The following is a 24,559-nucleotide window of genomic DNA, read 5'->3' as shown; positions in this document are numbered from 1 at the left end:
TCGATTCTGCCGCGTTTGGGCGGCGGAATTCGCGGGAGTTCTCGCTCTCGTCGTCTCTCACGAGGCCTTTGACCTGCGACTTTGTGCAGAGTGTGCGCTGTATAGACGCCTCGTGCAAACTCGATGCTTCACCTTGTCCCGGTGGCACGGCTGTTCGGGGCGTGGGGCTGAGGCGGCTGGGTGAGGGCGAGTTCGTGGGGCGCGGCTAGTTCAGTGACCCTCCGTTCGAGCCGTCCGGCGGTGCCGCTTCGTAGAGCTCGAACCAGATGCTCTTGCCGTCGCCGCGGGGGTCCACTCCCCAGGCGTCCGCGAGCACGTCCATGAGGACGAGGCCGCGTCCGGAGGAGGCGAGTTCGCCGGGGTGGCGTTTGTGGGGGAGGTCGTCGCTGGCGTCGGTGACCTCGACGCGCATCCGGCGCTTGCCGCCATCGCCGGTCATCTCGGCGACGAGGAGCGCGTCGGCGTCCGTGTGGACGAGGACGTTGGTGAGCATCTCGGAGACGAGGAGGACCGCGGAGTCGACCTGGTCGCCGCAGCTCCAGTCGTGGAGCAGCTCGCGTACCTGTTGGCGGGCTCCGGCGATGCGTTCGGGCTCCGCCTGGGCGATGGTCAGCGCGGTGCGGCGTACGGGTGGGCGTACGGCGGTGGTGTCGCCGCAGCCGCACCCCTCGCTCTCCCGGCACAGCAGCAGCAGCGCTATGTCGTCCTCCCGCCGGTCGGCGAGGGGGCCGGGCGTGTGGTGCGAGGAGGGGCCATGCACCCCTTGGACCAGCGCATCGGCCAATGCCTCCAGCCGCCCGGGCGCCAGGCCGGTGGGCTCCAGTCGGGCGGGTGTGGGGGACGTGGGCTCCGGGCGGGCGGGTGTGGGGGACGTGGGCTCCAGTCGGGCGGGTGTGGGGGACGTGGGCTCCGGGCGGGCGGGTGTGAGGGACGTGGGCCGCGGGCCTCCCGGCGTGAGGTCATCCTGCTCCGCGCCGCCTGCCGCTGGCCCGCCCGTTTCTACTTCCAGGCGGCTCGTTTCAACGCGACCCGGCACAAGGCCTTGTGCTTCATCGGCACCCGATCCTTCCGCACCCACCCGGCCCTCCCCCATCCCCCCGGCGCCCTCTCCCTCGTACTGGACGGCGTCGAAGGATTCCAGGATCGTGCGGATGCGGCGCCAGCCCGTGTCGAGGTCGTGGCCGCCTGTTTCGATGAGGCCGTCGGTGCAGAGGAGCATGGTTTCGCCGGGTTCGAGGACGAGGCGGGTCGTGGGGTAGTCGGCGTCGGGGTCGATGCCGAGGGGCAGGCCGCCCGGGGTCGGGCGGACGAGGACCGTGCCGTCGGCCATGCGGATCGCCGGGTCGGGGTGCCCGGCGCGGGCGACGTCGAGCAGGCCGGACACCGGGTCGACCTCGACGTAGAGGCAGGTCGCGAAGCGCAGGTCGGCGCAGTCGGTGGCGGAGTCGTTGGTGACGCCGTGCAGGAAGCGGGAGGCGCGGGAGAGGACGGCGTCCGGGGGGTGCCCCTCGGAGGCGTAGGCGCGCAGAGCTATACGGAGCTGGCCCATGAGGCCGGCGGCGCGTACGTCGTGGCCCTGGACGTCGCCGATGACCAGGGCGAAGCGGCCGCTCGGCAGGGCGATCATGTCGTACCAGTCGCCGCCGACCTGGAGTCCGCCGCCGGTGGGGACGTATCGCGCGGCGACGGTCATGCCCGGTATCTCGGGGCCCAGCGTGGGGAGCATCGTGCGCTGGAGGCCGTCGGTCAGCTCGCGTTCGGTCTCGGCGGCGCCGGCCCGGGACAGGGCCTGGGCGAGCATGCGGGCGACGGTGGTCAGCACCGAGCGCTCGTCGGGGGTGAAGGTGACGGGGTGGGTGAAGCCCGCCATCCACGCGCCCATCGTGCGGCCGGCGACGATCAGCGGCAGGAACGCCCACGACTGGCGGGCGAACTGTTCGGCGAGCGGCCAGGCCGTGGGGTAGCGCCTCTTGTAGTCCTCGGGGGAGGAGAGGTAGACGGCGCGGCCGGTGCGGACCACCTCGGCGGCCGGATAGTCCGTCTCCAGCGGCATGTGGGTGAACGGGCCCTCGTCGCCCTGGTTGTGTCCGTGGTGCCCGATGACGGTGAGGTGGTCGGCCTCCACCCCGAACACGGCGAGCCCGTCCGGTGAGAAGCCCGGCATCGCCAGGCCTCCCGCGACCCGCAGCACCTCCGCCGTGGACCGCGCCTCGGCCAGCGCCCGGCCCGCGTCCAGCAGGAACGCCTCGCGCGAGCGGCGCCAGTCGCCGGTGACGGAGGGCGCGCGGGCGGCGGTCTCCGGTGAGGGCTCGGTGACCTCCTGGATGGTGCCGATCAGTTCGAAGGACTTGCGCACCGGGTCGAAGGTGGGCTTGGAACGGCTGCGGACCGTGCGGATCACCCGGCCCCCGTCGTCCATGACCCGGATCCGTACCTCGGCGAGGGTGTCCTCGGCGATGGCGAGCTGCACGACCGACACGATCTCGTTCCAGTCGACGGGGTGCAGACGTGCCCGCGCCCCGGCCTGGGTGAGCGTCGTCGGTTCCGCGGGCAGCCCCATGAGCCGGGCGGCTTCGGCGTCCAACGTGACGGTTCCGGCAGCGCTGTCCCAGGTCCACAGTCCCGTCGCGAGGGCGGACAGGACGTCCCCCACAGTGGGCGGGGGCTCACCAGTGCGCATTGACCCACTCTAAGAACAGCTGATCGGACCGTGCCACCGAAGCAGTACCGGGCACCGGGCGGGACCGGAAGCCATGACAAGTAACCACGACCGGCGGCGACGGAGGTGACGGCAATCGACGCTAGCGACAGTAACCGCTTACGGTCCTGCCCATGGCTATGACCGTGCGTATCCGGTCAGTGTGCGGTGGCAGTCGCGGGGCCGTGGTCCTGCCGTTCGGTGTCGCCCGGCGCGGTCCGGTGCTGTCCGGTGCCGCCCGGTGGTAAATGGTGGGGAGGTGATCTCGGGGTGCCCGGTACCCTTGGGTTTGTTTCACGTGAAACATCGGCCGTGAGACACCGGCCGTGAGACACCCGCCAAGATCCCCGATCAGCGAAGGCTGGATGAACGACGATGCATCGGTACAGGTCCCACAGCTGCGGCGAACTCCGCGCCTCTGACGTCGGCACCGACGTCCGGCTGAGCGGCTGGCTGCACAATCGGCGCGACCTGGGCGGCATCCTCTTCATCGATCTCCGCGATCACTACGGCATCACGCAGCTGGTGGCCCGCCCGGGCACCCCGGCGTACGAGGCGCTGGACAAGATCTCCAAGGAGTCGACCGTCCGCGTCGACGGCAAGGTCGTCTCGCGAGGCGCCGAGAACATCAACCCGGACCTGCCCTCCGGCGAGATCGAGGTCGAGGTCGGCGAGGTCGAGCTGCTCGGCGCGGCCGCCCCGCTGCCCTTCACGATCAACGCCGAGGACGGGGTCAACGAGGAGCGGCGCCTGGAGTACCGCTTCCTCGACCTGCGCCGTGAGCGCATGCACCGCAACATCATGCTGCGTACGGCCGTGATCAGCGCCATCCGTCACAAGATGACGGCCCTCGGGTTCAACGAGATGGCCACGCCGATCCTGTCCGCCACCTCCCCGGAGGGTGCCCGCGACTTCGTCGTGCCGTCGCGCCTCAACCCGGGCAAGTTCTACGCCCTCCCCCAGGCCCCGCAGCAGTTCAAGCAGCTGCTGATGATCTCGGGCTTCGACCGGTACTTCCAGATCGCGCCCTGCTTCCGTGACGAGGACGCGCGCGCGGACCGTTCGCCGGGCGAGTTCTACCAGCTCGACGTGGAGATGTCCTTCGTCGAGCAGGAGGACGTGTTCCAGCCCATCGAGAAGCTCATGACCGAGCTGTTCGAGGAGTTCGGCAAGGGCCGGCCCGTCACCTCACCCTTCCCGCGCATCCCGTTCCGCGAGGCGATGCTCAAGTACGGCTCCGACAAGCCGGACCTGCGGGCCCAGCTGGAGCTGGTGGACATCACCGATGTCTTCGAGGGCTCGGAGTTCAAGGCGTTCGCCGGCAAGCACGTCCGCGCGCTCGCCGTGCCGGACGTCTCGGCCCAGCCGCGCAGGTTCTTCGACCAGCTCGGCGAGTACGCGATCGAGCAGGGCGCGAAGGGTTTGGCCTGGGTGCGGGTCGCCGAGGACGGTTCGTTGTCCGGCCCGATCGCCAAGTTCCTCACCGAGGAGAACGTCGCCGAGCTGACCAAGCGCCTGTCGCTGGCCGCCGGCCACGCGGTGTTCTTCGGCGCGGGCGAGTTCGACGAGGTCTCGAAGATCATGGGCGCGGTGCGGGTCGAGGCCGCCAAGCGTGCCGGGCACTTCGAGGAGGGCGTCTTCCGGTTCTGCTGGATCGTCGACTTCCCGATGTACGAGAAGGACGAGGAGACCGGCAAGATCGACTTCTCGCACAACCCCTTCTCCATGCCGCAGGGCGGTCTTGAGGCCCTGGAGACCCAGGACCCGCTGGACATCCTCGGCTGGCAGTACGACATCGTCTGCAACGGCGTCGAGCTGTCCTCCGGCGCGATCCGGAACCACGAGCCCGAGATCATGCTCAAGGCCTTCGAGATCGCGGGCTACGAGCGCGACACCGTCGAGGAGCAGTTCGCGGGCATGCTGCGCGCCTTCCGCTTCGGCGCCCCGCCGCACGGCGGTATCGCGCCGGGTGTCGACCGCATCGTCATGCTCCTCGCGGACGAGCCCAACATCCGCGAGACCATCGCCTTCCCGCTCAACGGCAACGCCCAGGACCTGATGATGGGCGCGCCGACGGAGCTGGAGGAGGCGCGGCTGCGCGAGCTGCACCTGTCGGTGCGGAAGCCGCAGCCGAAGTAGGCAATGAGGCGGACAATGAAGTAAGGCAAGCCTTTCTTGGCTTGTCTGTGAAAAGGGTCCTGAAGTCGTCCGTCGATTTCAGGACCCTTTTCCGTGTGTGGGGAAAAGGCATCGTTTTCTCAGCTCGCTGACAGGGTTCCTATCTAACTTCCGGGCGCATGACAGCGAATCAACAGGAACAGCAGCCCCAAGAGCCGACCGAAACGCGGGACGTGACCCGGCGCAAGGTCGTCGTGGCCGGTGCGGGTGCCGTCGCGGCGATGGGCCTGGGCGGTGCCATGGCGGCTGACGCCTTCGCCGGTGAGCAGAGAGGAGAATCCGGATCCGGCGGCCGCGCTCCCGTCCCGGAGGAGTGCTACCTGCTGACGTCGGAGACCATGGAGGGCCCGTACTACATCGACGCGGACAAGCTCCGCAGGGACGTCACGGAGGACCGTGAGGGCATCCCGCTCCTGCTCCGGCTCAAGGTGATCGACTCCGAGACATGCCGGCCGATCCGCAACGCCGCCGTCGACATCTGGCACTGCGACGCCGTCGGCGTCTACTCCGGCTACGAGGACGTGGGCAACGGCGATGGCGGCCCGGCCCCGACCGGCGAACCCCCGACCGGCCCGCCTCCGAGCGAACCCCCGACCGGCCCGCCTCCGAGCGGGGGCCCGTCCGGCCCGCCTCCGGGCGGCGGCCACCAGGAACCGACGGACGACACCCGCTATCTGCGCGGCACCTGGCGCACGGACCGGCAGGGGTTCGTCACCTTCAAGACCGTCTTCCCGGGCTGGTACACGGGCCGCTGCGTGCATATCCACACGAAGGTCCATGTCAACGGCGAGTGGACGGAGGCGGGCTATGAGGGCGGAAACACCTGCCACACCGGCCAGTTCTTCTTCGACGAGGAGTCCGTTCTCGCCTCCACGGTCGTGGAGCCGTACGCGTCCAACACCGCCGAACGCACGACGCTCGACGAGGACTTTCTCTACGACGACAGCGGCGCCCAGGGCGGCCTTCTGAAGCTCCGCTACGACCAGCGGGAGATCACGAGGGGAGTGCGGGCCTCGCTCACGGTCGGCGTGGACCCGGAAGCGACCAACGAAGGGACGGGGATGCCGCCGCGGCCGAGCACCTCGGCGTCGCCGTCGGCCTCCGCGAGCTAGAGCACAAGTAAGGTAAGCCTAGCCAGAGTTGTCGCTGAATAGGGGCCCGAAATAGACGGCGATTTCGGGCCCCCTTTTCTCCCGTGCGGGAATCCGCACGGGAATGCGGGGCAAACCACAGTCCTTTCCCACGGCTTTGACAGCCTGCCTCCCTAATTTCCTGGCCATGACGGGAAACCAGACCGGAAACGAGAAGGCCCAGGGGCCGAAGCACAAGCGGGACCTGACGCGCCGCAAGGTCGTCGTGGCGGGCGCGGGTGCCGTGGCCGCCGTGGGTGTGGGCGGAGCGGTCGTCGCGACCGCGAGCGCGGGGACGGGCAAGAAGGGGAGCGCGAAGCCCCTCGCCTCCACCAGCGCGAGCGCCGGCGAGGAGTGCTACAAGCTCACCTCGGAGACCACCGAGGGCCCGTACTACATCGACGCGGACAAGCTCCGCAAGGACATCACCGAGGACAAGGAGGGCATCCCCCTCACCCTTCGCCTGAAGGTGATCGACTCCGAGACCTGCAAGCCGATCCGCGACGCGGCCGTCGACATCTGGCACTGCGACGCGCTGGGCCTCTACTCCGGCTACGAGAGCTTCTCCGAGGGCGGCGGCACCGCCCCCACCGACGCCCCCTCGGGCACGCCCACGGACGTGCCGTCCGGCACCCCGACCGGGGAGCCCCCGGCCGGTGGCGGCGGCGGTGGCGGCGGGCACGAGGAGCCGACCAGCGACACCCGCTATCTGCGGGGCACCTGGAAGACCGACAAGCAGGGCTTCGTCACCTTCGAGACGATCTTCCCGGGCTGGTACCGGGGGCGCTGCGTGCACATCCACACCAAGGTGCACGTCAACGGCGAGTGGACCGACGCCGGTTACGAGGGCGGCACCACCTGCCACACCGGCCAGCTCTTCTTCGACGAGGAGTCCGTCCTCGCGTCCGCCGAGGTCGAGCCGTACTCGACCTCCACGACCGAGCGCACGACCCTCGACGACGACACGATCTACGACGGCAGCGGCGTCCAGGGCGGTCTGCTCAAGCTGAAGTACAAGAAGAACGGCATCGCCAAGGGCGTCGTCGGCTCCCTCACGGTCGGCGTCGACCCGGAGGCCACGAACACCGGCACGGGCGACTCCGCGTAGCCGGGCGCGTCGGACACGGCGTCGGAGTCCGCCTCGGCGAGCCGACCCCGGCCGGCGTACGTCGTCGCTGAGCGGTCGGCCGTCGGCGGCCGCGGTCGTACGGCTCCACAAGGCCCGGAACCCCTCCCCCTTGGGTTCCGGGCCTTCGGCGTGCGTTCGTCCCCGTGTCGGGTACCTGCTGGGGAAGTCATCAGGGGACGCACAGGTTTCTCGTCGGACGATCACAGTGGGAGGGGATGTGATGGGACGTACAGGGTGAGGAACCCGTAGGAGCCGTACGGGACGTAAAAGCCCTACGGGACATACGAGTTGTACGGGACGGAACGTCGGAATGCTGGAGGAGGCCATGAAGCTGGCCGTGCTGGTGGCAGTGCTGCTGATCGTTGGGGCGGTGGTCGCGATCGTCGCGCGGCGGCGGTCCGTGGACGGACCCGGACCGTCGTCCGACCTGGACGCGGAGGCCGATGCCAACCGCTGGGTCGTACGGCTGGGCGGCAGCCTGGCCGGCATCGACGTACGGGCGCAGGCAGGGGCGGGCGGAAGTGCGGCCGAGTCCCTGACCGACGCCACCGAACGCCTCCGCACCGCCCGCGCGCAGCTGACCCGGGCCCGCACGCCCGATGAGTACGCGCAGGTCACGCGCACGGCGGTCGAAGGGCTGCGCCATGTCCGGGCGGCCCGTACGGCGCTGGGCATGGACACGGGTCCAGGCGCGGGGCCGACCGGGGGTGCGGGTGCGGGTTCGAGCGCGGGTCCGGGTTCGGGTCCGGGGTTGGGTCCGGACGGTCAGGCCGAGGTGCCGGTGGCGTCGCTGGTGCGGACGGCGATCAGCAGGCCGCTCGACCAGGCCAGCCGGGTCGTCCGGAAGTCCGAGCGCCCCTCCAGAACCGCGAGCAGGTCGGTCACCGCCGCCTCGTGACCCTCGGGCCGGCCGGGGACGGGCGTCAGATCGTCGACCACGTACGCGCCGCCGGGCGCCACCAGGTTCAGGGCGGCGTCGAGGTGGGTGAACTTGCCGGGCCAGGTGTCCGCGAAGACCAGGTCGAAGGGCACGCCGTCGAACTCGTCCAGCCAGCGTCCGCCGTCCCCGGTGACGAAGGTGATCCGTTCGTCGCCGCCGAACCGCTTGCGGGCGACGGCCTGTACGGAGTCGTCGAGTTCGACGGTGACCAGCGTCGCCGTCGCGTTCATTCCGCCGAGGAGCCAGGCCGTGCCTTCGCCGACGCCGGTTCCGAGTTCGAGGATCCGGCCGCCGGGGCGGGTGGCGGCGAGGGTGGCGAGCAGGCTGCCTTCTGGGAGCGCGGGGGTGGGGGGCTCAACTCGATTTTCGCAACTGCCGAACTCCCGCACGCGTCGTACTGATCATGACCACGTCGACCACGCCCACTCCAGCCGACACTCCCGCCTCGGTCCCCGTCCCCACGACCCTCGGCGAGGAGATCCTTCTTCTCTCCCTCGACGACTCCACGGGTGAGGCCCGGCTCCCCCTGCGGACGCCCCACGCGATCGCGGCGGCGGCCCTGCTGGAGCGGTCGCTGTCGGACGACTCGGCCGACGCGCTCCTGGACCCACTTCCCGACGACGCCGGGAAGTGGATCCAGGAGCACCGCGCGAAGGAGTACGAGAGCGCTCTGCGGGGCGTGCTGGACAAGGGCCTGATCCGTGAGGAGAAGCGCCGTGTCCTGCTCGTCTTCCGCACCACCCGCTACCCGGAGGCCGACGGCACGGTGGAGTCCGCGCTGCGCGGGCGCCTGGCGCAAGTGGTCCTGGAGGGCGCCGAACCGGACCCCCGCACCGCTGCCCTGATCTCCCTCCTCCACCACGGAGACCTGCACACCCTCGCCTTCCCGGACGCCGACTCCGAGGAGTCCCCGGCCAGGCGGCGGATGACCGAGATCGCCGAACACCACTGGGCCGACCCCGCGCTGCGCCGCATGGCCGCGACCGCGGCGGCCACGGCGGCGGCCCTCACGGCGGCGACGATGGCGACGACCGTGGTCGTGATCACGGCGGTGACCTGACGCCGAGCCGGTCGCCCGTGGGGCGGCGGTTACGGCGTGACTGCCAGGACCGTGCGCCCGAGGGTGGTCGAACCGTCGCCGTACTCGACGAGGCCGAGGTACGGCGTGGCCTTCAAAGCGGGCCAGGTCACCTTGAGTTCGGGCCGGTCTCCCGCGGCCACCGGCAGGGTGGCCGGGGTGACGGTGGCGCGGGCGTCGGGGTCGCCCTGGCCGACCTTCCAGCTCCAGAGCGTGTACTGCTGGCCGGTGGTGCCGGCCGGCAGTTCGTACTGGACGACGTAGACGTCGTAGTCGCCGGGCGGCAGGTCGGCGTGTTCGTCGGAGCTGAAGCCGGGCGATTCGCCGACGCGTTCGCCGTCGGTGCGGAAGGCGTAGAGGTCGAGGTCGCTGCCGGGGACGTGGTCCGCGGCGGTGACGGCGACACGGGTGAAGGCGCCCTCGGGGACATGGATCCGGTGCCGCACCACGGCCTCGTTCTCGTGCGGGCTGTCCCAGAAGCCGGAGGTGTCGGTGCCGGTGAGGGTCCCGGTGGTCTTCTCACCCGCGTACAGGCCCGTGACCTCGGTCGTCAGCTTGCCGTTCCAGCCGATGCCCGGCGTGAGCGTGACGGGGCCGGTCGAGCCCTCGCCGCCGGTCACCGTGACCTCCGCGGGAGCCTCGATGCGGGCGGCGCTCAGGGTGATGGGGCTGGTCACCCGGTGGTGGCTGTGGGCGTCGCTCCAGGTGAGGGATCCGAAGACCGACTCGCCGTAGGGCGCGGATGTCCGGGTGAACCTCACCCGGTACGTGGCCGACGCGCCGGGCTTCAGCGTGAGCCGCTTCGGTGTGACGTCGGCCTTGTAGCCGCGCGGTGTCCGCAGCTTTGCCCGGTAGGTGGCGGTGACGTCGTCGACGTTGGTGACCGTGCGGGTCACCGTCTGGCTGCCGAGGAGGCCACCGACGGAGAGGGACGGGTAGTTGAGGTCGCTGGGGTCGGTCCTCGGGGCAGCGGCACAGGGGTCGGTGCCGTCGGCGGCGGTGGGCTGCTCGCCGAGGGCGCAGAGGTACGCCGTCCAGTCGGTGGGCGTCGAGTCGTAGACCAGGCCGGGGTCGGCGGCACGGGTCACCCTGGGCGAGCCCGCTCCGTGGTCGAGCGGGGTGGCGGGAGCGATATCGGTGCCCTCACCGTATCGCCGGCCGATCGGCTCGCCCTCGTTGTCGGTCGTGGTCGCCGTGGTCATCAGCGCGGACTTGACCTCCATCGGGGTCCAGTCCGGGTGCAGTTGCATGAGCAGGGTGGCGAGTCCGGCGATGTGCGGGGCCGCCATCGACGTGCCGTCCATGAAGCCGTACTCACCGGTGTATCCCGCGAAGCCGCCGGGCACGGTGCCCGCCGCGATCATTCTGCCCGGTGCGGCGATGTCGGGTTTGAGCAGGTCGCCGCCGGAGAACGGGTCGGGGCCCGAGGAGGAGAAGCCGGTGATGACGGGAGCCCGGACGTGCCCGCTCCTGGTCGGCGAGATCTCCGCGCCGGCGCCCGGACCGGCGGCGTACTCCTTGATCGTCTCCCGGTCCTTCGGGCCCACCGAGATCATGGGGAACTGTGGGTCCACGACGAGGTCCTGGTGGCTGGTCGGCGTGTTGGCCAGGACCATCGCGACCGCGCCGGACTTCTTCAGCTCGTCGAACCTGTCCTGGTAGGTGAAGCCCTCGCCGCCCCGGTCGCAGACGACGATCTTCCCTTTCGCCCTGTCCGGGTCGAGCGTGCCCGGCGCGCAGTACTCGATCTGCTTCGCGTCCTGCCTGCCGACCGCGACGGCGTTGACCAGCGGAGTGGCGGGAGCCCCCACGGTAAGGTCGGGGTTGGTGAAGGCGCGGCCGTCGCCGAGGGTCAGGGTCGAGGTGTAGTAGGTGTCGTGGGACTCCGCCGCGACCGTCGTGATCCAGGGAGCCGTGTTCTCCACGGTGTCCGGGCCGCCGTTGCCCGCCGCGGTTGAGACGAACACCCCTGCCTTCGCCGCGTTGAACATCGCCTCCGTGGAGGTCGGGTCGGTCAGCGTGCCGCCGATGGAGAAGCTGATGACGTCCACGCCGTCGGCCACCGCGCGGTCGATCGCGGCGGTGTTGTCCGCGCCTCCGCAACCGGTGCTCCAGCAGGTCTTGTAGAAGGCCAGGCGTGCCGCCGGAGCCAGCCCGCTGAGCGTGCCGGTGATGTTCGTGCCGTCGATCGTCACCGGGGTCCGGTAGTTGCCGGCGATCGTGGTGCCGATGTGGGTGCCGTGGCTGTGCATGTCGAGCGGCGAGGGCACGTCGATCGGCTGGGGGTCCGGCACCTCGGCTCGGAACCAGGCGGCCCCGATCACCTTGTTGTTGCAGGTGACCTTGTGGTCCGGGTCGCTGTCGTCGCCCTCGTCGCAGGTGCCGCGCCACTTCTTGGCGATGACGTCCGCGTCGGGGCGGGGCTCCGGCAGCGGGGCGAGCATCGGGTTCTTCGGATCGAACGGGTCGATCACCCCGACGATCATGCCCTCGCCGGCCCGCTCGGGACCGCCGGCCTTCGCCCACAGGCCCTTCTTCCCGGTGAGGCCGAGGAACCGGGGTATGTCGGGGAGGGCCGCCTTGGCAGTGCCACTCTTGTCAGCGGGTGCGGGTGCGGGTGCGGGTGCGGGTGAGGCGTACGACGAGGTGCGCTCACCGCCGACGGCCCTCTTGGTCCCGTCGGCCGCCTCGGTCCCGTCAGCTCTCTTGGTCCCCTTGGCCGCCCCGGCCACCGACTCCGGCGAAGCGGGAGCGATCGGCTGCACGACCGTGGAGCGGGTCACCGACAGCACGCCCGGCGTGACGGCCAGCTTCGCGGCCTGCCGACCGGTGAGCCGGGCGGCGAACCCGTTGAACGTGTAGTCGTAGTCGTACAGCTTCTTCGCGTCAGGGACGGCGTCCAGGACCTCGTCCCGGCGGGCATCCAGATGCCGCACGTAGCTGCGGACCGCGGTGGAGCCGGCGTCGAGCCGTTCGCCCGGGGCGGGTGCCGTCCGTTTCAGTCGGGGCAGCCCGCCCTCGTATGCGGCGACGGGCGCGTCGGCGAGCTTGACGATGTAGGTGTAGACGTCGTGGTTCTGGCCGTGGCCGTAACTGCCACTGTGTTCAGTGGAGTTGGCGTAGGAGGGAGCGGTGACCGCGGTCAGGGTCAGGGCTCCGGCGAGGAGCGGTGCCAGTAAGGTGACGGCCGCCCTCGGGCGTAGGTGATGGTTCGTCAACTGTGGGTCCATGTCGCTCGATCCGAAAGATCTCGATCCCCCGAGGACCCTCAATGTCACAGACGACTCGGCAGTAACAATCTTGAAACCTTGAATACTTCCGGGCCTTCACAGATGTTTCACAAGAAACGGCCGCAGTTGATCGAGTTCGCTCGTCCTTGGTCCGCAGAACTTCTCAAGTTCAGTTAAGGGAAGGCAAAGCGCGCTCAAAGGTTGACCCCCGATTGTCTTTTGACATGGACCAGACCCTTCTCGTGGTCGCCGATCTGGCTGCCATCTCCGTGCTGACCTTCGCGGTCTACTTCCCGCGCCACCACCGCCGGGACCTCATCGCCGCCTTCCTTGGCGTCAACGTCGGTGTCCTCGCGGTGGCGATGACGCTCAGCTCCTCGTCGGTCGGCATCGGCCTCGGAATGGGGCTGTTCGGCGTCCTGTCGATCATCCGGCTGCGGTCCAACGAGATCGCCCAGCACGAGATCGCGTACTACTTCTCCGCCCTCGCCCTCGGCCTGCTGGCCGGGCTCCCGGAGCAGGTCAACGTCCTGTCGACCCTCCTCATGGCACTGATCGTCGCCACGATGTACGTCGGCGACCACCCGAGGCTCTTCGGCCGCTACCGGCAGCGCAGCCTGCGCCTCGACGCCGCCTACACCGACGAGGACGCCCTGCGCGCGTACCTCGAAGTACTGCTGGGTGGGCGGGTGGTGAACCTGTCCGTGCAGAGCGTCGACCTGGTCAACGACATGACCCTGGTCGACGTCCGGTACGTCGTCACCGGCGAGGGACCGCGCGTACGCGAGGAGGCCGGACGCCGGATCGGGCAAGGGCACGCGCAGGCGCAGGGACACGCGCAAGGGCAGGGACAGGCGCACGGAGCGGCGCAGGGACAGGCGCACGGAGCGGCGCAGGGGCAGGCTCATGGTCAGGGGCAGGCTCATGGTCAGGGACACGGGGTCCGGGCATGACGGCGCTGGACTCCGTCGCCCCCGTGGTGGGGGCGCTGCGCCCCATCGGCCTCGACGAACTCGTCGACCGTGCCGAGCTGCTGACCCGCCTGGACCGCAAGTACATGCTGCCCCTCACCGACCTCCCCTTCGTGGTCGGCGGGCTCGACGGTGGGGGCACCTCCCGGTCGAGCGGAGCCGAGACCGGGGGAGTGCGGGTCCTGGAGGTCGACGGCGAGCGGCAGTTCGCGTACCGGTCCGTGTACTTCGACACCCCGGACATGGACGGCTATCTGGGCGCGGCCCGCCGCCGGCGACGCCGTTTCAAGCTGCGGATCCGGACGTATCTGGGGTCCGGGCAGCACTTCCTGGAAGTCAAGACGCGCGGCCCGCGCGGCACCACCGTCAAGCAGCGCATCCCGTACGACGGGGAGCCGGAGCGGCTGGGCCCCGAGGCGCGCGCGTACGCCGACGACGTCCTCGGTGAGGCGGGCATCGACGCGCGGGACCTCCTTCTGGCGCCCACGCTCACCACCCTCTACCGCCGCACCACCCTGTTCCTGCCGGGCAGCGGCAGCCGGGTCACCGTCGACACCGACCTGACCTGGGCGCTGCCCGACGGCACCGAACTGCGCACCCCCGAGCGGACCATCGTCGAGACCAAGGCCGGGCGCGCGGGCTCCGGCGCCGACCGGCTGCTGTGGTCGCTCAGGCACCGGCCCTGCCCGGTCTCCAAGTACGGCACCGGGCTCGCCGCGCTCCGGCCCGACCTGCCCGCCCATCGTTGGCTGCCCGTTCTGCGGCGCCACTTCCCCACCGCACCGGCACTGAACGGGAGTCCCGCATGAACATCCGTATGAACGCGTGGAAGAGGAGGGCACGGGGGTTCCGTACGAAGGCGGTGGCCGCCCTCACCTCCGTCGTCCTCGCGACCGCCGCGCTGGCCGGCTGCTCCTCCGGCAGTGACTCCGGCTCGGCGTCGTCCGACTCCTCGTCGAGCGCGAGCGCGGCGGCCGTGGACGGGACGCAGGACGCGTCCGCGGTCCTCGCCGACAACGAGGACACGCACGCCGAGGACGGCGACACGGAGTACGAGAAGTCGGAGGCCGTCTCCATCGAGCTGAAGGGTGACTCGGCCTCCGCCGACGGCAAGGGCGTGGACGTCGACGGGTCCACCGTCACCATCACCTCCAGCGGCACGTATCTGCTGAGCGGGTCCCTCGACGACGGGCGGATCGTGGTCACCGCCCCCGAGGCGACCGTCAAGCTGGTCCTCGACGGGGTCGACATCTCCAGCTCCTCCGGGTCGGCGATCGCCGCGACCGAGGCGGAGCGGCTCGTGGTCGTCCTCGCGGACGGCAGCGAGAACAAACTGAGCGACACGGACTCCTACGCCGACGACGCCGAGGCGAACGCCGCCCTCTACAGCGCGGGCGACCTGACGATCGGCGGCAGCGGCTCGCTGACCGTGAAGGGGAACGGCAACGACGCGATCGCCGGCAAGGACGGCCTGGTCGTCGAGGGCGGGAACGTCACCGTCGAGGCCGCCGACGACGGCATCCGGGGCAAGGACTACCTGGTGGTGAACGGTGGCACGGTCACCGTGACGGCGAAGGGCGACGGACTGAAGTCCGACAACGCGGACGAGGAGGACGCGGGTTACATCGCCGTCTCGGGCGGCAAGGTCTCCGTCACCGCGAACGGTGACGCCGTGGACGCCGCCACCGACCTCGTCGTCACCGGCGGCAGACTGACCGTGAAGGGCGAGGCCTCCGACGACACCTCCGCGCACGGCCTGAAGTCCGGGGTGATCACGGTGCTGGAGGGCGGCACGGTCGACGTGAACGCCTCCGCCGACGCCCTGCACGGCGACGCGGCCGTCCACCTCAACGGCGCCGACGTCACCCTCGCGGCCGGCGACGACGGCATCCACGCCGAGGGCGACCTCGTCATCAGCGAGGGCACGCTGAACATCACCGGCTCCAACGAGGGCCTGGAGGGCAAGGACATCCTCGTCCGGGGCGGCACCTCGAACGTCACCTCCGACGACGACGGCGTCAACGCGTCCGGCAGCGAGGCGACTTCCGAGGAGGAAGCGCAGGGCGAAGAAGGCGGACAGGGCGGCGGCCCCGGTGGCCGCGGTCCAGGCGGTGGCGGCGGTGGCGAGAACGTCGGCGACTACTCCGCCAAGGTCACCGGCGGCACCCTGATCCTCAACTCCCAGGGCGACGGCTTCGACTCCAACGGCACCGCCGAGATCACCGGCGGCACGATCGTCGTCAACGGCCCCGAGATGGGCGGCAACGGAGCGCTCGACGTCAACGGCAGCTTCACCGTCAGCGGCGGCACGCTCCTCGCCGCCGGCAGCGCGGGCATGGTCGTCGCCCCGGACGAGGAGTCGGAACAGGGCTGGCTGTCGGCGACCCTGGACGCGTCGGTCGAGGCGGGCACGACCCTGCACATCGTCGACGCGGACGGGAAGGTCGTGGCGTCCTACGTCACCTCGAAGACCATCCAGAACGTCGTGTACTCGGGTGGGTCGATCAAGAGCGGCGAGGAGTACACGGTGTACTCCGGCGGCTCCACCTCCGGCACCGACACCGGCGGCCTCGCCGGCTCCGGCAAGCTCGGCTCGGCGAAGAAGATCGCCACGGTCACGGCGGGCGAGGCCCCGGAGGGTGGCTTCGGAGGGCCCGGCGGGGGTGGGGACCGGGGCTGAGGCTGAGCGGAGAGGAAGCCGGAAGCTCGCCGTCGCCACCCGGCCTTGCCGGCCTGGCGGCGACGGTGTTGCTGTCACACTTGACTGGGCTGCGGAGTGAAGAGTTGCTCCGCGGCGGTGACGGTAGAGGCCAGGTCCAGCCAGTGGGAGAGGACGGACAGATCGGAGCACGCGGTGATGTGCTCCCAGGTGTTTCCGGTGACCTCGATGCCCCGGCTCTGCAGGATCCGCAGGACCGCGGTGGCCCGCCCCTCCGCGAACCCGGCCGCCCAGGCCTCGGTGTATTCCTGGCTCCAGTTGCCCGCGAGGGCCCGCAATGCGGTGATCTCGTCGAGGGTGAGCGAATCACGTCGGCTGATCTCACCCAGGTGCGCGTTGTGGTCGGCGACGGCGTCGTCCAGGGACAGCCCGATGGCCATGGAGAGCGTCGTGACCATGTACCGCCCTCTCACCTTCTCCTGCAGGTCCGGGTTCAGCCGCTCGATGAGGTCAGAAGCCGGGATCTGGCGGCGGAGATGAGGCTTCACACGGGCTCCCCGCTGATCGCACCGCCAGTGACCTGCGGGTCCTCCACGAAAAGGTCTTCCGCGCGTTCAACTGTGCCGGATTGGGTGAGCCAGATGTCGAGGCGGTCGATGTCGGTGCACGTGGTGATGCGTTCGCGGACGTCGTCGGTGACGGGAATGCCACGCACCTCCAGGACGCGCAGGACTCCTTTGGCCTCGCCCTTGGCCGCACCCTCCAGGTAAGCCGTCTCGCGGACTGTCCCGCGACCGGGGAAGTAGCTGACGAAGCTCATGATGTCCCTCCATTTCTCTCCGGCGGGAGTGCCCCGCAGGTTGACTTCCAGGAACTCGTAGAAGTAGTCGGCTGCCTTCCCGTCCGCCTCCTCAAGGGCGCGGCCCATCGCGTCCGGTATGTCGTTGATCTGAGCGCTGCGGGCGTGTGCGAGAGCGGAGAAGGCGGCCATGGCGAGGTTGTTCGCCGCGGTCCTCGCGTCGGTGATCGCCGGAAGGTTGTCCGGCCCGACGACCATGGGGTGGGTGCGCTGAGTGATCCAGCCTCGCGTGCCGCAGTCGAAGGGGCCCGACGCCCACTTCGCGGTGCGCCGGTCCTGGCAGACGACGAGGAGTAGTACGGGCAGACGGTACTTGGACTGGAGGTATGAGACGTAGTACGGCCAGCTCCTCTCCTTGTCCGGCTTTCGCTCACCCTGTACTTCGACCGCGAGCATGAAGTCCTCGCCGTCGGACGGGCCGATGCGCAGCACGGTGTCCACGCGCCGCTCCATCGGTTTGGTCTCCGTCACGTCGGTGGTGAGCGCGTCCACGGTCGCCTTCTTCGGAAAGGGGAGGCCCAGCACTCCGAAGACGGGTGCGAGGATCTCGGGCTTCTCCTGGAAGATGCGGTGCAGGCCCTCGTGGGCTGAAGTGACCATGTGGTGGAACCTATGGGGTATCTCGCGCCGATTTGGGCCACTTGGGGGATGATCGCTCTTTCGAGCGAGGAAGAAACGTTCACACCGCCGTGGTCAGCTCGCACCAGACGAACTTGCCGTCCGTGCGGTGGGGTTCGGCGGTGTGGATCGAGTTGAACCACCCCCAGTTCTCGGCGCAGGCATCGACGAGGGCGAGGCCGCGGCCGGTGTCGGAGGTGGGGCTGGGGGCTCGGGGAGCGAGGGCGCGGGCGAAGCGTCGCGGTGCCGTGTCCCATGCGGTGATCCGCAGCACCGGGTCGGCCCAGCGGAGCTTTATGGCGGCCGGGCCCTTGGTGTGCCGTACGGCGTTGGTGATCAGCTCGGTGGCGAGGAGTTCGGCGGCGTCGGTGAGGTGGGGGAGGCCGTGCAGGGTCAGGATCAGACGGAGGGTGCGGCGGCAGATGGTGACGGCGCGGGGGTCGTTGGGGATGGTGAGGGTGTAGGTCCAGGGTTCGTCCGGGCGGGGCGTCGATTCGTCGGTGGGCTCTCCGGTATCGAGCATGCGTGACTCCTCTGGCCGGCGGGGGAGTTGGGGGGCGACCGGTGGCCTGCCGCACCCGCCGTGGCAGGGCGGGGCGCTTCCGGGGGCCGGTGGTTCCGCAGGGTGTGCGGCGCGTCACTGAAGGTATGGCATTAATTTGTGCCGCCGCAAGCCGGTTGCGTAGTCTGCCCCTCATAAGTGGGATGCCGGTACGGCTTGTTGAGGAAGAGGTCCGCATGCCGCCGAGGAGTCAGCCGACCGAGCGTCAGGTGCGACTGGGCACGGAGCTGCGCAGGCTGAGGGAGGCCGCCGGTCTGACCGCCCGGGATGTGGCGCGGTTCCTCGGGTCGACATCGGCGCAGATGAGCCACATGGAAGCGGGCATCGCTGGCGTCAGCGAACAGCGTGTACGACAGCTGGCGGCTCACTACACCTGCACCGACCAGGAGTTGGTCGGAGCACTCGTGGCCATGGCGACAGATCGGACGCGAGGCTGGTGGGAAAAGTTCGCGGGTGCGCTGCCTCCGATCTTCGCGGATCTGGCGGAGATGGAGCACCACGCCACGTACCTCCAGGACATCGCCACCGCCCATGTCCCGGGGTTGCTGCAGACCGAGGACTATGCGCGGGCCGTATACACGTACTGGCGCCCCGAGCTTCGGCAGAGCGAAGTGGAGCTACGCGTCGAGCACCGGATGAGCCGCAAGGTCGTTCTCGGGCGCGAGGAAACGCCCTACACGGCGGTGCTGCATGAGCCCGTGCTGCGCACCCGGGTCGCCGACCGGAGTGTGGCGCGGACTCAACTGGACTCGCTCCTCGCGCTGTCCGAGAATCACGGTGTCACCCTGCGAGTCATTCCGTTCGACGTCGACGGATTCGCGGGGGCGAGCGCGGAGTTGATCTATGCGGGAGGCCGGGTCCCCGCGCTGGACTCGGCGCAGCGGGACACCACGTATGGGCCTGCCTTCATGGATGCTCCCGCACAACTGAAGGCAATGCGCGCGCTGTTTCGTAGAGTGGCCGGGGTGTCGCTCGACCCCGTACCGTCCCGGGACTACATCCACCGTCTCGCGAAGGAGTTGTAGGACGTGACCCAGTGGCAGAAGTCCAGCTTCTCCAGCGGATCCGACGGCACGAACTGCGTCGAACTCGCCCTGTCCCCTTCCCGCATACTCCTCCGCGAGAGCGACGACCCCGCCCGAATACTCCCCGTCACCCGCCACGGCGCCGCCGCCCTCATACGGCACCTCGGTGGCTATGCCTGTGAGCCGAAGTCCTGCGTCCAGTAGTTGCCCGGCCCGGCCAGGCCGATGCCGATCTCCTTGAAGGCGCAGTTGAGGATGTTGGCCTTGTGGCCGGGGCTGTTCATCCAGCCGTCCATGACGCTCTCAGGGGTGCCGTACCCGGCGGCGACGTTCTCGCCCGCCGTACTGAACCTGTACCCGACACGGGCGAGCCGGTCGCTCATGGACGAGCCGTCGGAACCGGTGTGGGACATGTTCGTGTGATCGGCCATGTCCTGGCTGTGGTCCTGCGCGGCCTTGGTGAGCTTGGCGTCCACGGTCACCGGGGAGCAACCCGCCTTCGAGCGTTCGGCGTTGACCAGGGTCAGTACGCGATCCGTGGGGCCGGAGTCCGCGCTGTCGTCGGAGGCGCGGGGCGTGCTGTCGGCACTCGTGGCCTTCGTGGCCTTCTGGGCGCTCGGAGGCGGAGTGGTCCTGTCGGGGGCGTCGGCGGAGTCGGGGGTGGGCTTGGCGGTCGGGCTGCCGGACTTCGAGGGAGACGCGCTCGGGCTCGCGGAGCGGGCGGGACGCTTCTTGCGGGCCGGGGTGGGGGAGGCGCTCGCGGAGGGGTCTGTCGCGGACGCGGAAGGTGTGCGCGACGGCGTCGGCGGAGCCGCATCCGACTCCTGCCCTCCCCACCAGGAGGACGCCACACTGCTCCAGCTTCCCAGCCCGATGCCGCCGGCCCACGCGGCCGTGGGGATGCCGACGGCGCCCACGGTCATCACGACGGCGACGGCGACGGCTGGCTTCCGGCGTTTCGTTCTCGGACGCCCCGGCTCCGAGCGGTTGGTCTCGGAACGTTTCGTCTTCCGGCGATGACTGTTCATGCGCGACATACGTGGCCTCACTGAGTGGTCCGGCTTCGGTTCGACTTCGGCCCTGTATGACCTCCTGGTTGGCCACGGCCCTGGCGAGCCCGGTCATTATGGGGACCGCCGAGCGCACCGGGCAACGAACGCCCGTGCGACTGTCAGGGCGGTGCCGATGGCGTTTCGCGGGGGCGGCAGGACGTACGAACCCAGCCGTCGACGTACCTGCTCAGACCCCCCGTGCGACCCCGGGACCAGGCAGAAGGCCGATCCGCCGGGACGGCAGGCAAGGCATCGCCGATCCGGATGATCAGTCGAATTTGCCACCCGTGGCGGCAAGCACCCCTATTGGGATGTGAAAGAAGCGATTTGTCGCTCGGGGAAAGCGGGTCGATCAATTCCATCGGGCGCATTTCGGTCGTGACGCAAGTCACGCCGATTCGAGGTGTGTGAAAGGCAGGCGCAGACTGGAAAGTGCAGGGTCCCCGAGAGAGCGGACCCCGGCAGGTAGATTCCCGAGGCCCCGCGACGGATCGCTCGTGGAGGAATCATGACGGCAGTCACGCGGACGGAAGCCCCCGTCGAGATCGAGGGCGACGGCCTGGAAGTGCGCATCCAGGAGATGGGCGGCGGCATGAGCGTCGCCTTCCTCAAGCTCCCCAAGGGCATCGACATGGCCCCGGCGCTCAAAGGACTCCCCGACGACCTGTGCCAGTGCCCCCACTGGGGCCTCGTCGTCAGCGGCCGGCTGCGGATGCGCACCAAGGAGGGCGAGGACTTCTACGAGGCGGGACAGGCCTACTACTGGGGCCCCGGTCACTCACCGGAGGCCCTGGAGGACGTCGAACTCGTGGAGTTCTCCCCGACGAAGGAGTTCCAGGAGGTGCTGGACCACATCAAGTGACAGCCATGAAGTGACAGCCATGAAGTGACAGCCATCAACTCACAACCGAAAAAGTTCAGCCGGCGGCAACCTATCCCGGACCGGCGACCACACATGAGTCGGAACTCCCTTCACGGGGGCTCCACACGAACCACGTGTTCCCCCGAATCACGTACGTTACGTAAGGACTCATCCGTGGCCTCTGCCTCTCCGCGCCCGTCCCACCGCCGGTCCCTCCGCACGCGCCGGACCCTCGCGGTCTCCGCCGCCGCAGTGGCCGCCGCTGTCGGCGCCGGCGTCCTCGTGATGAACGCCAGCGCCAGCCCCGCGGACCTGTACCACCAGGTGCTGCCCGCGAAGGACGGCTGGGCGGCGTCCGGTTCCGGTACGACCGGTGGTGCGAAGGCCGACGCGGCGCACACCTTCACGGTGTCGACCCGGGCGCAGCTCGTGAAGGCGCTCGGCTCCGCCACCGACACCACGCCCCGCATCATCAAGATCAAGGGCACGATCGACGCCAACACGAACGACTCCGGCAAGAAGCTGACCTGCGCGGACTACGCCTCCGGCACCGGCTACTCGCTCTCCGCCTACCTCAAGGCGTTCGACCCGTCGACGTACGGCAAGAAGGCGCCGAAGGGCACCCAGGAGACCGCCCGCGCGGACGCCGCCAACAAGCAGAAGAAGAACATCCTCTTCAGGGTGCCGTCCAACACCACCATCGTGGGCGTCCCCGGCACCAAGGCAGGCATCCTCGGCGGCAGCGTCCTGGTCCAGAACGTCAAGAACGTCATCGTGCGCAACCTGACCTTCGCGGACACCAAAGACTGCTTCCCGCAGTGGGACCCGACCGACGGCTCGTCCGGCGAGTGGAACTCCAACTACGACTCGGTCACGCTGCGCGGCGCGACCAACGTCTGGGCGGACCACAACACGTTCACCGACGCGCCGACCTTCGACAAGACCGAGGCGACGCACTTCGGCCGCAAGTACCAGGTCCACGACGGAGCCCTCGACATCACCAACGGCTCCGACCTGGTGACCGTCGAGCGCAACCGGTTCCTCAACCACGACAAGACCATGCTGATCGGCAGCAGCGACACCGACAGCACCGGCAAGCTGCGCGTGACCATCCACCACAACCTGTGGAAGGGGATCGTGCAGCGGGCGCCCCTGGCCCGCATCGGCCAGATCCACATCTACAACAACGTCTACGACACCACCACGGTCAACGGCTACGCCCCCAAGTACAGCATCGACTCCCGCGCCAAGGCCCAGGTCGTCGCCGAGCGCAACGTCTGGAAGATCCCCGCCGACGCGAAGATCGCCAAGCTGCTGAGCGGCGACGGCACCGGCTCGATCGCCGGCACCGGCAACATCGTCAACGGCAAGGCCACCAACCTCGTCGCCGCGTACAACGCCGCGAACTCGAAGAAGCTGAAGACGACCGTCAACTGGACCCCGGCCCTCACCGCCGGCCTCCAGACCAAGGTCACCAACCTCCTGACCGACCTGACCGGCACGACGGGCGCGGGCACCCTCTCCTGACCGTTCCCACGCATACGTGACGCCGTCCGGCCACCCTTCTCCGGTGGCCGGGCGGCGTCACCATGTCCGCGGAACGGGTCGCCGACGGGTGCGTGAGGGTGACGGATCAGAGCCCCTTCGCCGGGCCCCGCAGACCCGGTCGTCCGCCCCTGTCCGGCATCACGCGAGGCGCAGGCCGGAGTGAGCGGCCTCGCTTGAGTCTCGTACGAGGCCTCGGGGGTCTCGGAGCAGCCTCTGTACTTCAGAAGCCGAGATAGGTGATCTGGACGACGTAGACCCGCTCGCTGCGTACAACGACCTGGTACGCAGTGCGGGCGGCTTCCTCCGCGCCGAAGGCGTACTCCCACTTCCAGCTCACTCGCGCACTGCCTTCATGGCCTCGTCCAGTACTGCGCTCAGCTCTCGTAGGGCTTCCTGCGCGACGACGGCATCCTCGTGCTCCAGGTTGCTCTTCGCGTGAGCATGGCGGGCGGACAGCTCGGGACGGCGGCCGATCTCGATGTCCCTGGCCCAGGCGAGGACCCAGCTCTGTACCGGACTCAGGGACTGCCACTCGACGGCCTTGGCGAAGGTCTCGTCCTTCGTCCTCTGTATCTCTTCCAGACGGCCCGGGGCGACGACGGCGAGGGCGGCGCGCAGGGCATCAGGGGTCTGCTCGGGACGGGGGATCAGCTCATGTCCGTGATCGGCCTGGGTGCTCATGGTGTCCTCCAGAGGGTGCCCCGGCCAGGGTATCCGGCCAGGGGCACGGCGGAGCCGGGCGGCGAGCGCAGCGGTGCCCGGCTCACGGGCGCCTCCCGGGTCACCCCTCAGGAGCTCGTGCCTGTGCTCCCGCAGGCTCTCGCCGCTCACCGCTCCACCTCCAGGCTTCCGCGTACCGGGCCGGAATCCCCGGCGGGGCGCTCCCGGCAGTCGCGGCACCGTGCGCCGGGGCCGGGCGAATGGAAGCCGCGGTCACAGCCGTCGCAGTTCCGGACCCGGTACTGGACGGGTGCGGGCTCGGCAGGGGCGCGCCACGGTGGCAGGGGCGGGAGCCGGTCCGTGAGGCGGTGGGCCAGGAGGGCGGCCGGGCGGTACAGGGGCTCGGCGGGCAGGTCGCTGGTCAGCGCGTGGCGTACCGCGGTGGGGGTGAGGTCGCGCTCCAGCCAGGCGGCGACGCCGGGGGCGAGGTGTTCGGCGTCGGTGGCGGAGAGGAGCAGGCGGGGGTCCTCGCGGCGGAGGCCGGCGAGGACGTCGGTCGCTGTCTGGAGGAGGGCGGGGGAGGTGTACCCGGGCTGGGGTACGGCGGGGAGGGCGCGGCGTGGGGGGTTCTTGCGTTGTTCGGCCGCCCGCCGGGCCGGGGGCCCGGCAGAGGGTTTGGGTGCGTCGTCGGGTGCGTCCCCGTGCCGGCCCGGCTGGTTGCAGGAGACGGTGCGGGTGACGATCCGGCCGCTGTCGGTGCGTTCGCGGGTGCGGCGCAGGTAACCGTGGGTCTCCAGTTCGCGCAGGGCGGCGGCGATACGAGCCGGGCTCTCCGGGAAACGGTCGGCGAGGGTCTTGATGTCGGCGCGGGCGCCGGTGGGGAGCGACTGGACGTGGACGGCGAGTCCGATGGCCAGCGCGGACAGCTCGGCGTGCTGGGCGAGGTGGTTGCCGACCACCGTGAAGCGGGTGGTGTGACGGGAGTTGTCGTGGATCACCCCGCCCGCGTGGGTGCTCCGGCGGGGGTGGTTTTTGCCCGTGGTTCGGGTCTGGGCGTGCGGGTGCACGCTAGGGTTCTGCGTATCCATTGGGAAGGTTCTGCTTCCTCTGTGGTCAGGCCCTCGCATGGGATTGCAGTCCCGGCGGGGGCCGTCGCATGTCTGCGGTTGTGTGGCTGCTGCGGTTGTGTGGTGCCGCGCTGAGCGTAGAGCAGCCAACCTGTCCGGAAGCCAGCCGAGTTGGTGTTGTTCACTCGACCGAGTGAGCGGACGCTGTGGGCGGGAGGGGTGGGGCTTGGTGGGGTTTCTTTCTCTCTCGTGGTTCTTTGGGAAGAGCGCCTGAGGCACCGGAGCTCAGTTTT

The 24,559-nt window shown here is 69.8% G+C and carries 20 protein-coding genes; 11 read left to right on the top strand and 9 right to left on the bottom strand.

Going from position 1 to position 24,559, the window contains the following annotated elements:
- Positions 1-205 precede the first annotated feature (205 nt).
- The gene (locus OG622_RS24430; protein ID WP_371578770.1) at positions 206-2,680 is read right to left on the bottom strand and encodes a SpoIIE family protein phosphatase; all 2,475 of its coding nucleotides are present in this window, start codon (positions 2,678-2,680) and stop codon (positions 206-208) included.
- 393 nt (positions 2,681-3,073) lie between these two features.
- Between OG622_RS24430 and aspS the strand changes: the two genes are divergently transcribed.
- From aspS to OG622_RS24415, 3 genes are all read left to right on the top strand, one after another.
- Positions 3,074-4,837 (top strand): aspartate--tRNA ligase, encoded by a 1,764-nt coding sequence (gene aspS / locus OG622_RS24425; protein WP_371578769.1) that lies wholly within the window; start codon positions 3,074-3,076, stop codon positions 4,835-4,837.
- Between the two features lie 158 nt (positions 4,838-4,995).
- Entirely contained in the window at positions 4,996-5,988 is a 993-nt protein-coding gene (locus tag OG622_RS24420) for an intradiol ring-cleavage dioxygenase (RefSeq protein WP_371578768.1), read from the top strand.
- Positions 5,989-6,154: 166 nt separating this feature from the next.
- Positions 6,155-7,114 (top strand): intradiol ring-cleavage dioxygenase, encoded by a 960-nt coding sequence (locus OG622_RS24415; protein WP_371578767.1) that lies wholly within the window; start codon positions 6,155-6,157, stop codon positions 7,112-7,114.
- A gap of 786 nt (positions 7,115-7,900) precedes the next feature.
- Here the strand turns inward: OG622_RS24415 and OG622_RS24410 are convergent.
- Positions 7,901-8,464: an O-methyltransferase gene (locus OG622_RS24410; protein ID WP_371578766.1), complete on the bottom strand. Its 564-nt coding sequence runs from the start codon at positions 8,462-8,464 to the stop codon at positions 7,901-7,903.
- Between the two features lie 14 nt (positions 8,465-8,478).
- Here OG622_RS24410 and OG622_RS24405 point away from each other — a divergent pair, with 14 nt between their 5' ends.
- Entirely contained in the window at positions 8,479-9,135 is a 657-nt protein-coding gene (locus OG622_RS24405) for a GPP34 family phosphoprotein (protein WP_371578765.1), read from the top strand.
- 29 nt (positions 9,136-9,164) lie between these two features.
- Here the strand turns inward: OG622_RS24405 and OG622_RS24400 are convergent, their stop codons facing one another.
- Positions 9,165-12,371: a S8 family serine peptidase gene (locus OG622_RS24400; protein WP_371578764.1), complete on the bottom strand. Its 3,207-nt coding sequence runs from the start codon at positions 12,369-12,371 to the stop codon at positions 9,165-9,167.
- Between the two features lie 236 nt (positions 12,372-12,607).
- On the opposite strand from OG622_RS24400, the gene OG622_RS24395 reads away from it, so the two are divergent.
- The 3 genes from OG622_RS24395 to OG622_RS24385 are packed head-to-tail and all read left to right on the top strand — an operon-like array spanning position 12,608 to position 16,034.
- Positions 12,608-13,336, top strand: coding sequence for a DUF4956 domain-containing protein (locus OG622_RS24395; protein WP_371578763.1), 729 nt, complete (start codon positions 12,608-12,610; stop codon positions 13,334-13,336).
- Positions 13,333-14,163, top strand: coding sequence for a VTC domain-containing protein (locus OG622_RS24390; RefSeq protein WP_371578762.1), 831 nt, complete (start codon positions 13,333-13,335; stop codon positions 14,161-14,163). Before OG622_RS24395 ends, OG622_RS24390 begins: the two co-directional genes overlap by 4 nt.
- Entirely contained in the window at positions 14,160-16,034 is a 1,875-nt protein-coding gene (locus OG622_RS24385) for a carbohydrate-binding domain-containing protein (protein WP_371578761.1), read from the top strand. The genes OG622_RS24390 and OG622_RS24385 overlap by 4 nt, the downstream gene beginning before the upstream one ends.
- A gap of 74 nt (positions 16,035-16,108) precedes the next feature.
- On the opposite strand, the gene OG622_RS24380 is transcribed toward OG622_RS24385, so the two are convergent.
- The 3 genes from OG622_RS24380 to OG622_RS24370 all read right to left on the bottom strand — a co-directional run bounded on the left by OG622_RS24380 (position 16,109) and on the right by OG622_RS24370 (position 18,013).
- Complete coding sequence (locus OG622_RS24380) at positions 16,109-16,561, bottom strand: hypothetical protein (protein WP_371578760.1); 453 nt, start codon at positions 16,559-16,561, stop codon at positions 16,109-16,111.
- Positions 16,558-17,472 carry a hypothetical protein gene (locus tag OG622_RS24375; RefSeq protein ID WP_371578759.1) on the bottom strand — a complete coding sequence of 305 codons (915 nt, stop codon included), beginning with the start codon at positions 17,470-17,472 and terminating at the stop codon, positions 16,558-16,560. The genes OG622_RS24380 and OG622_RS24375 overlap by 4 nt, the downstream gene beginning before the upstream one ends.
- A gap of 79 nt (positions 17,473-17,551) precedes the next feature.
- The gene (locus tag OG622_RS24370; protein ID WP_371578758.1) at positions 17,552-18,013 is read right to left on the bottom strand and encodes an ATP-binding protein; all 462 of its coding nucleotides are present in this window, start codon (positions 18,011-18,013) and stop codon (positions 17,552-17,554) included.
- A gap of 215 nt (positions 18,014-18,228) precedes the next feature.
- Here OG622_RS24370 and OG622_RS24365 point away from each other — a divergent pair, with 215 nt between their 5' ends.
- Positions 18,229-19,077: a helix-turn-helix domain-containing protein gene (locus tag OG622_RS24365; RefSeq protein WP_371578757.1), complete on the top strand. Its 849-nt coding sequence runs from the start codon at positions 18,229-18,231 to the stop codon at positions 19,075-19,077.
- 3 nt (positions 19,078-19,080) lie between these two features.
- Positions 19,081-19,281 carry a DUF397 domain-containing protein gene (locus OG622_RS24360; protein WP_371578756.1) on the top strand — a complete coding sequence of 67 codons (201 nt, stop codon included), beginning with the start codon at positions 19,081-19,083 and terminating at the stop codon, positions 19,279-19,281.
- On the opposite strand, the gene OG622_RS24355 is transcribed toward OG622_RS24360, so the two are convergent.
- Entirely contained in the window at positions 19,248-20,000 is a 753-nt protein-coding gene (locus tag OG622_RS24355) for a CAP domain-containing protein (protein WP_371584197.1), read from the bottom strand. The genes OG622_RS24360 and OG622_RS24355 overlap by 34 nt on opposite strands.
- Before the next feature lie 637 nt (positions 20,001-20,637).
- Between OG622_RS24355 and OG622_RS24350 the strand changes: the two genes are divergently transcribed.
- Positions 20,638-20,991, top strand: coding sequence for a hypothetical protein (locus OG622_RS24350; protein ID WP_371578755.1), 354 nt, complete (start codon positions 20,638-20,640; stop codon positions 20,989-20,991).
- Positions 20,992-21,165: 174 nt separating this feature from the next.
- Positions 21,166-22,518, top strand: coding sequence for a polysaccharide lyase family 1 protein (locus OG622_RS24345; protein WP_371578754.1), 1,353 nt, complete (start codon positions 21,166-21,168; stop codon positions 22,516-22,518).
- Between the two features lie 354 nt (positions 22,519-22,872).
- Here OG622_RS24345 and OG622_RS24340 read toward each other — a convergent pair whose 3' ends face one another.
- Together OG622_RS24340 and OG622_RS24335 are read right to left on the bottom strand one after the other, a co-directional pair.
- On the bottom strand, positions 22,873-23,220 hold the full coding sequence (locus OG622_RS24340) for a hypothetical protein (RefSeq protein WP_371578753.1): 348 nt from the start codon (positions 23,218-23,220) through the stop codon (positions 22,873-22,875).
- 146 nt (positions 23,221-23,366) lie between these two features.
- A complete protein-coding gene (locus OG622_RS24335; protein WP_371578752.1) occupies positions 23,367-24,287 on the bottom strand; it encodes a helix-turn-helix domain-containing protein in 921 nt (306 codons plus the stop codon).
- Between the last annotated feature and the right edge of the window lie 272 nt (positions 24,288-24,559).

This window comes from Streptomyces sp. NBC_01314, from assembly GCF_041435215.1.
Taxonomy (GTDB): domain Bacteria; phylum Actinomycetota; class Actinomycetes; order Streptomycetales; family Streptomycetaceae; genus Streptomyces.
The sequence above is the reverse complement of the archived record's forward strand: the minus strand, read 5'-3'. Positions and strand labels throughout refer to the sequence as shown.

Excerpts from the sequence above, each read along its gene's own strand:
- OG622_RS24390 (WP_371578762.1), top strand. The coding sequence starts at position 13,333 with ATGACGGCGCTGGACTCCGTCGCCCCCGTGGTGGGGGCGCTGCGCCCC.
- OG622_RS24340 (WP_371578753.1), bottom strand. The coding sequence starts at position 23,220 with ATGAGCACCCAGGCCGATCACGGACATGAGCTGATCCCCCGTCCCGAG.
- OG622_RS24420 (WP_371578768.1), top strand. The coding sequence starts at position 4,996 with ATGACAGCGAATCAACAGGAACAGCAGCCCCAAGAGCCGACCGAAACG.
- OG622_RS24350 (WP_371578755.1), top strand. The coding sequence starts at position 20,638 with ATGACGGCAGTCACGCGGACGGAAGCCCCCGTCGAGATCGAGGGCGAC.
- aspS (WP_371578769.1), top strand. The coding sequence starts at position 3,074 with ATGCATCGGTACAGGTCCCACAGCTGCGGCGAACTCCGCGCCTCTGAC.
- OG622_RS24355 (WP_371584197.1), bottom strand. The coding sequence starts at position 20,000 with ATGACCGTGGGCGCCGTCGGCATCCCCACGGCCGCGTGGGCCGGCGGC.
- OG622_RS24385 (WP_371578761.1), top strand. The coding sequence starts at position 14,160 with ATGAACATCCGTATGAACGCGTGGAAGAGGAGGGCACGGGGGTTCCGT.
- OG622_RS24365 (WP_371578757.1), top strand. The coding sequence starts at position 18,229 with ATGCCGCCGAGGAGTCAGCCGACCGAGCGTCAGGTGCGACTGGGCACG.
- OG622_RS24430 (WP_371578770.1), bottom strand. The coding sequence starts at position 2,680 with ATGCGCACTGGTGAGCCCCCGCCCACTGTGGGGGACGTCCTGTCCGCC.
- OG622_RS24375 (WP_371578759.1), bottom strand. The coding sequence starts at position 17,472 with ATGGTCACTTCAGCCCACGAGGGCCTGCACCGCATCTTCCAGGAGAAG.
- OG622_RS24370 (WP_371578758.1), bottom strand. The coding sequence starts at position 18,013 with ATGCTCGATACCGGAGAGCCCACCGACGAATCGACGCCCCGCCCGGAC.
- OG622_RS24405 (WP_371578765.1), top strand. The coding sequence starts at position 8,479 with ATGACCACGTCGACCACGCCCACTCCAGCCGACACTCCCGCCTCGGTC.
- OG622_RS24415 (WP_371578767.1), top strand. The coding sequence starts at position 6,155 with ATGACGGGAAACCAGACCGGAAACGAGAAGGCCCAGGGGCCGAAGCAC.
- OG622_RS24335 (WP_371578752.1), bottom strand. The coding sequence starts at position 24,287 with ATGGATACGCAGAACCCTAGCGTGCACCCGCACGCCCAGACCCGAACC.
- OG622_RS24395 (WP_371578763.1), top strand. The coding sequence starts at position 12,608 with ATGGACCAGACCCTTCTCGTGGTCGCCGATCTGGCTGCCATCTCCGTG.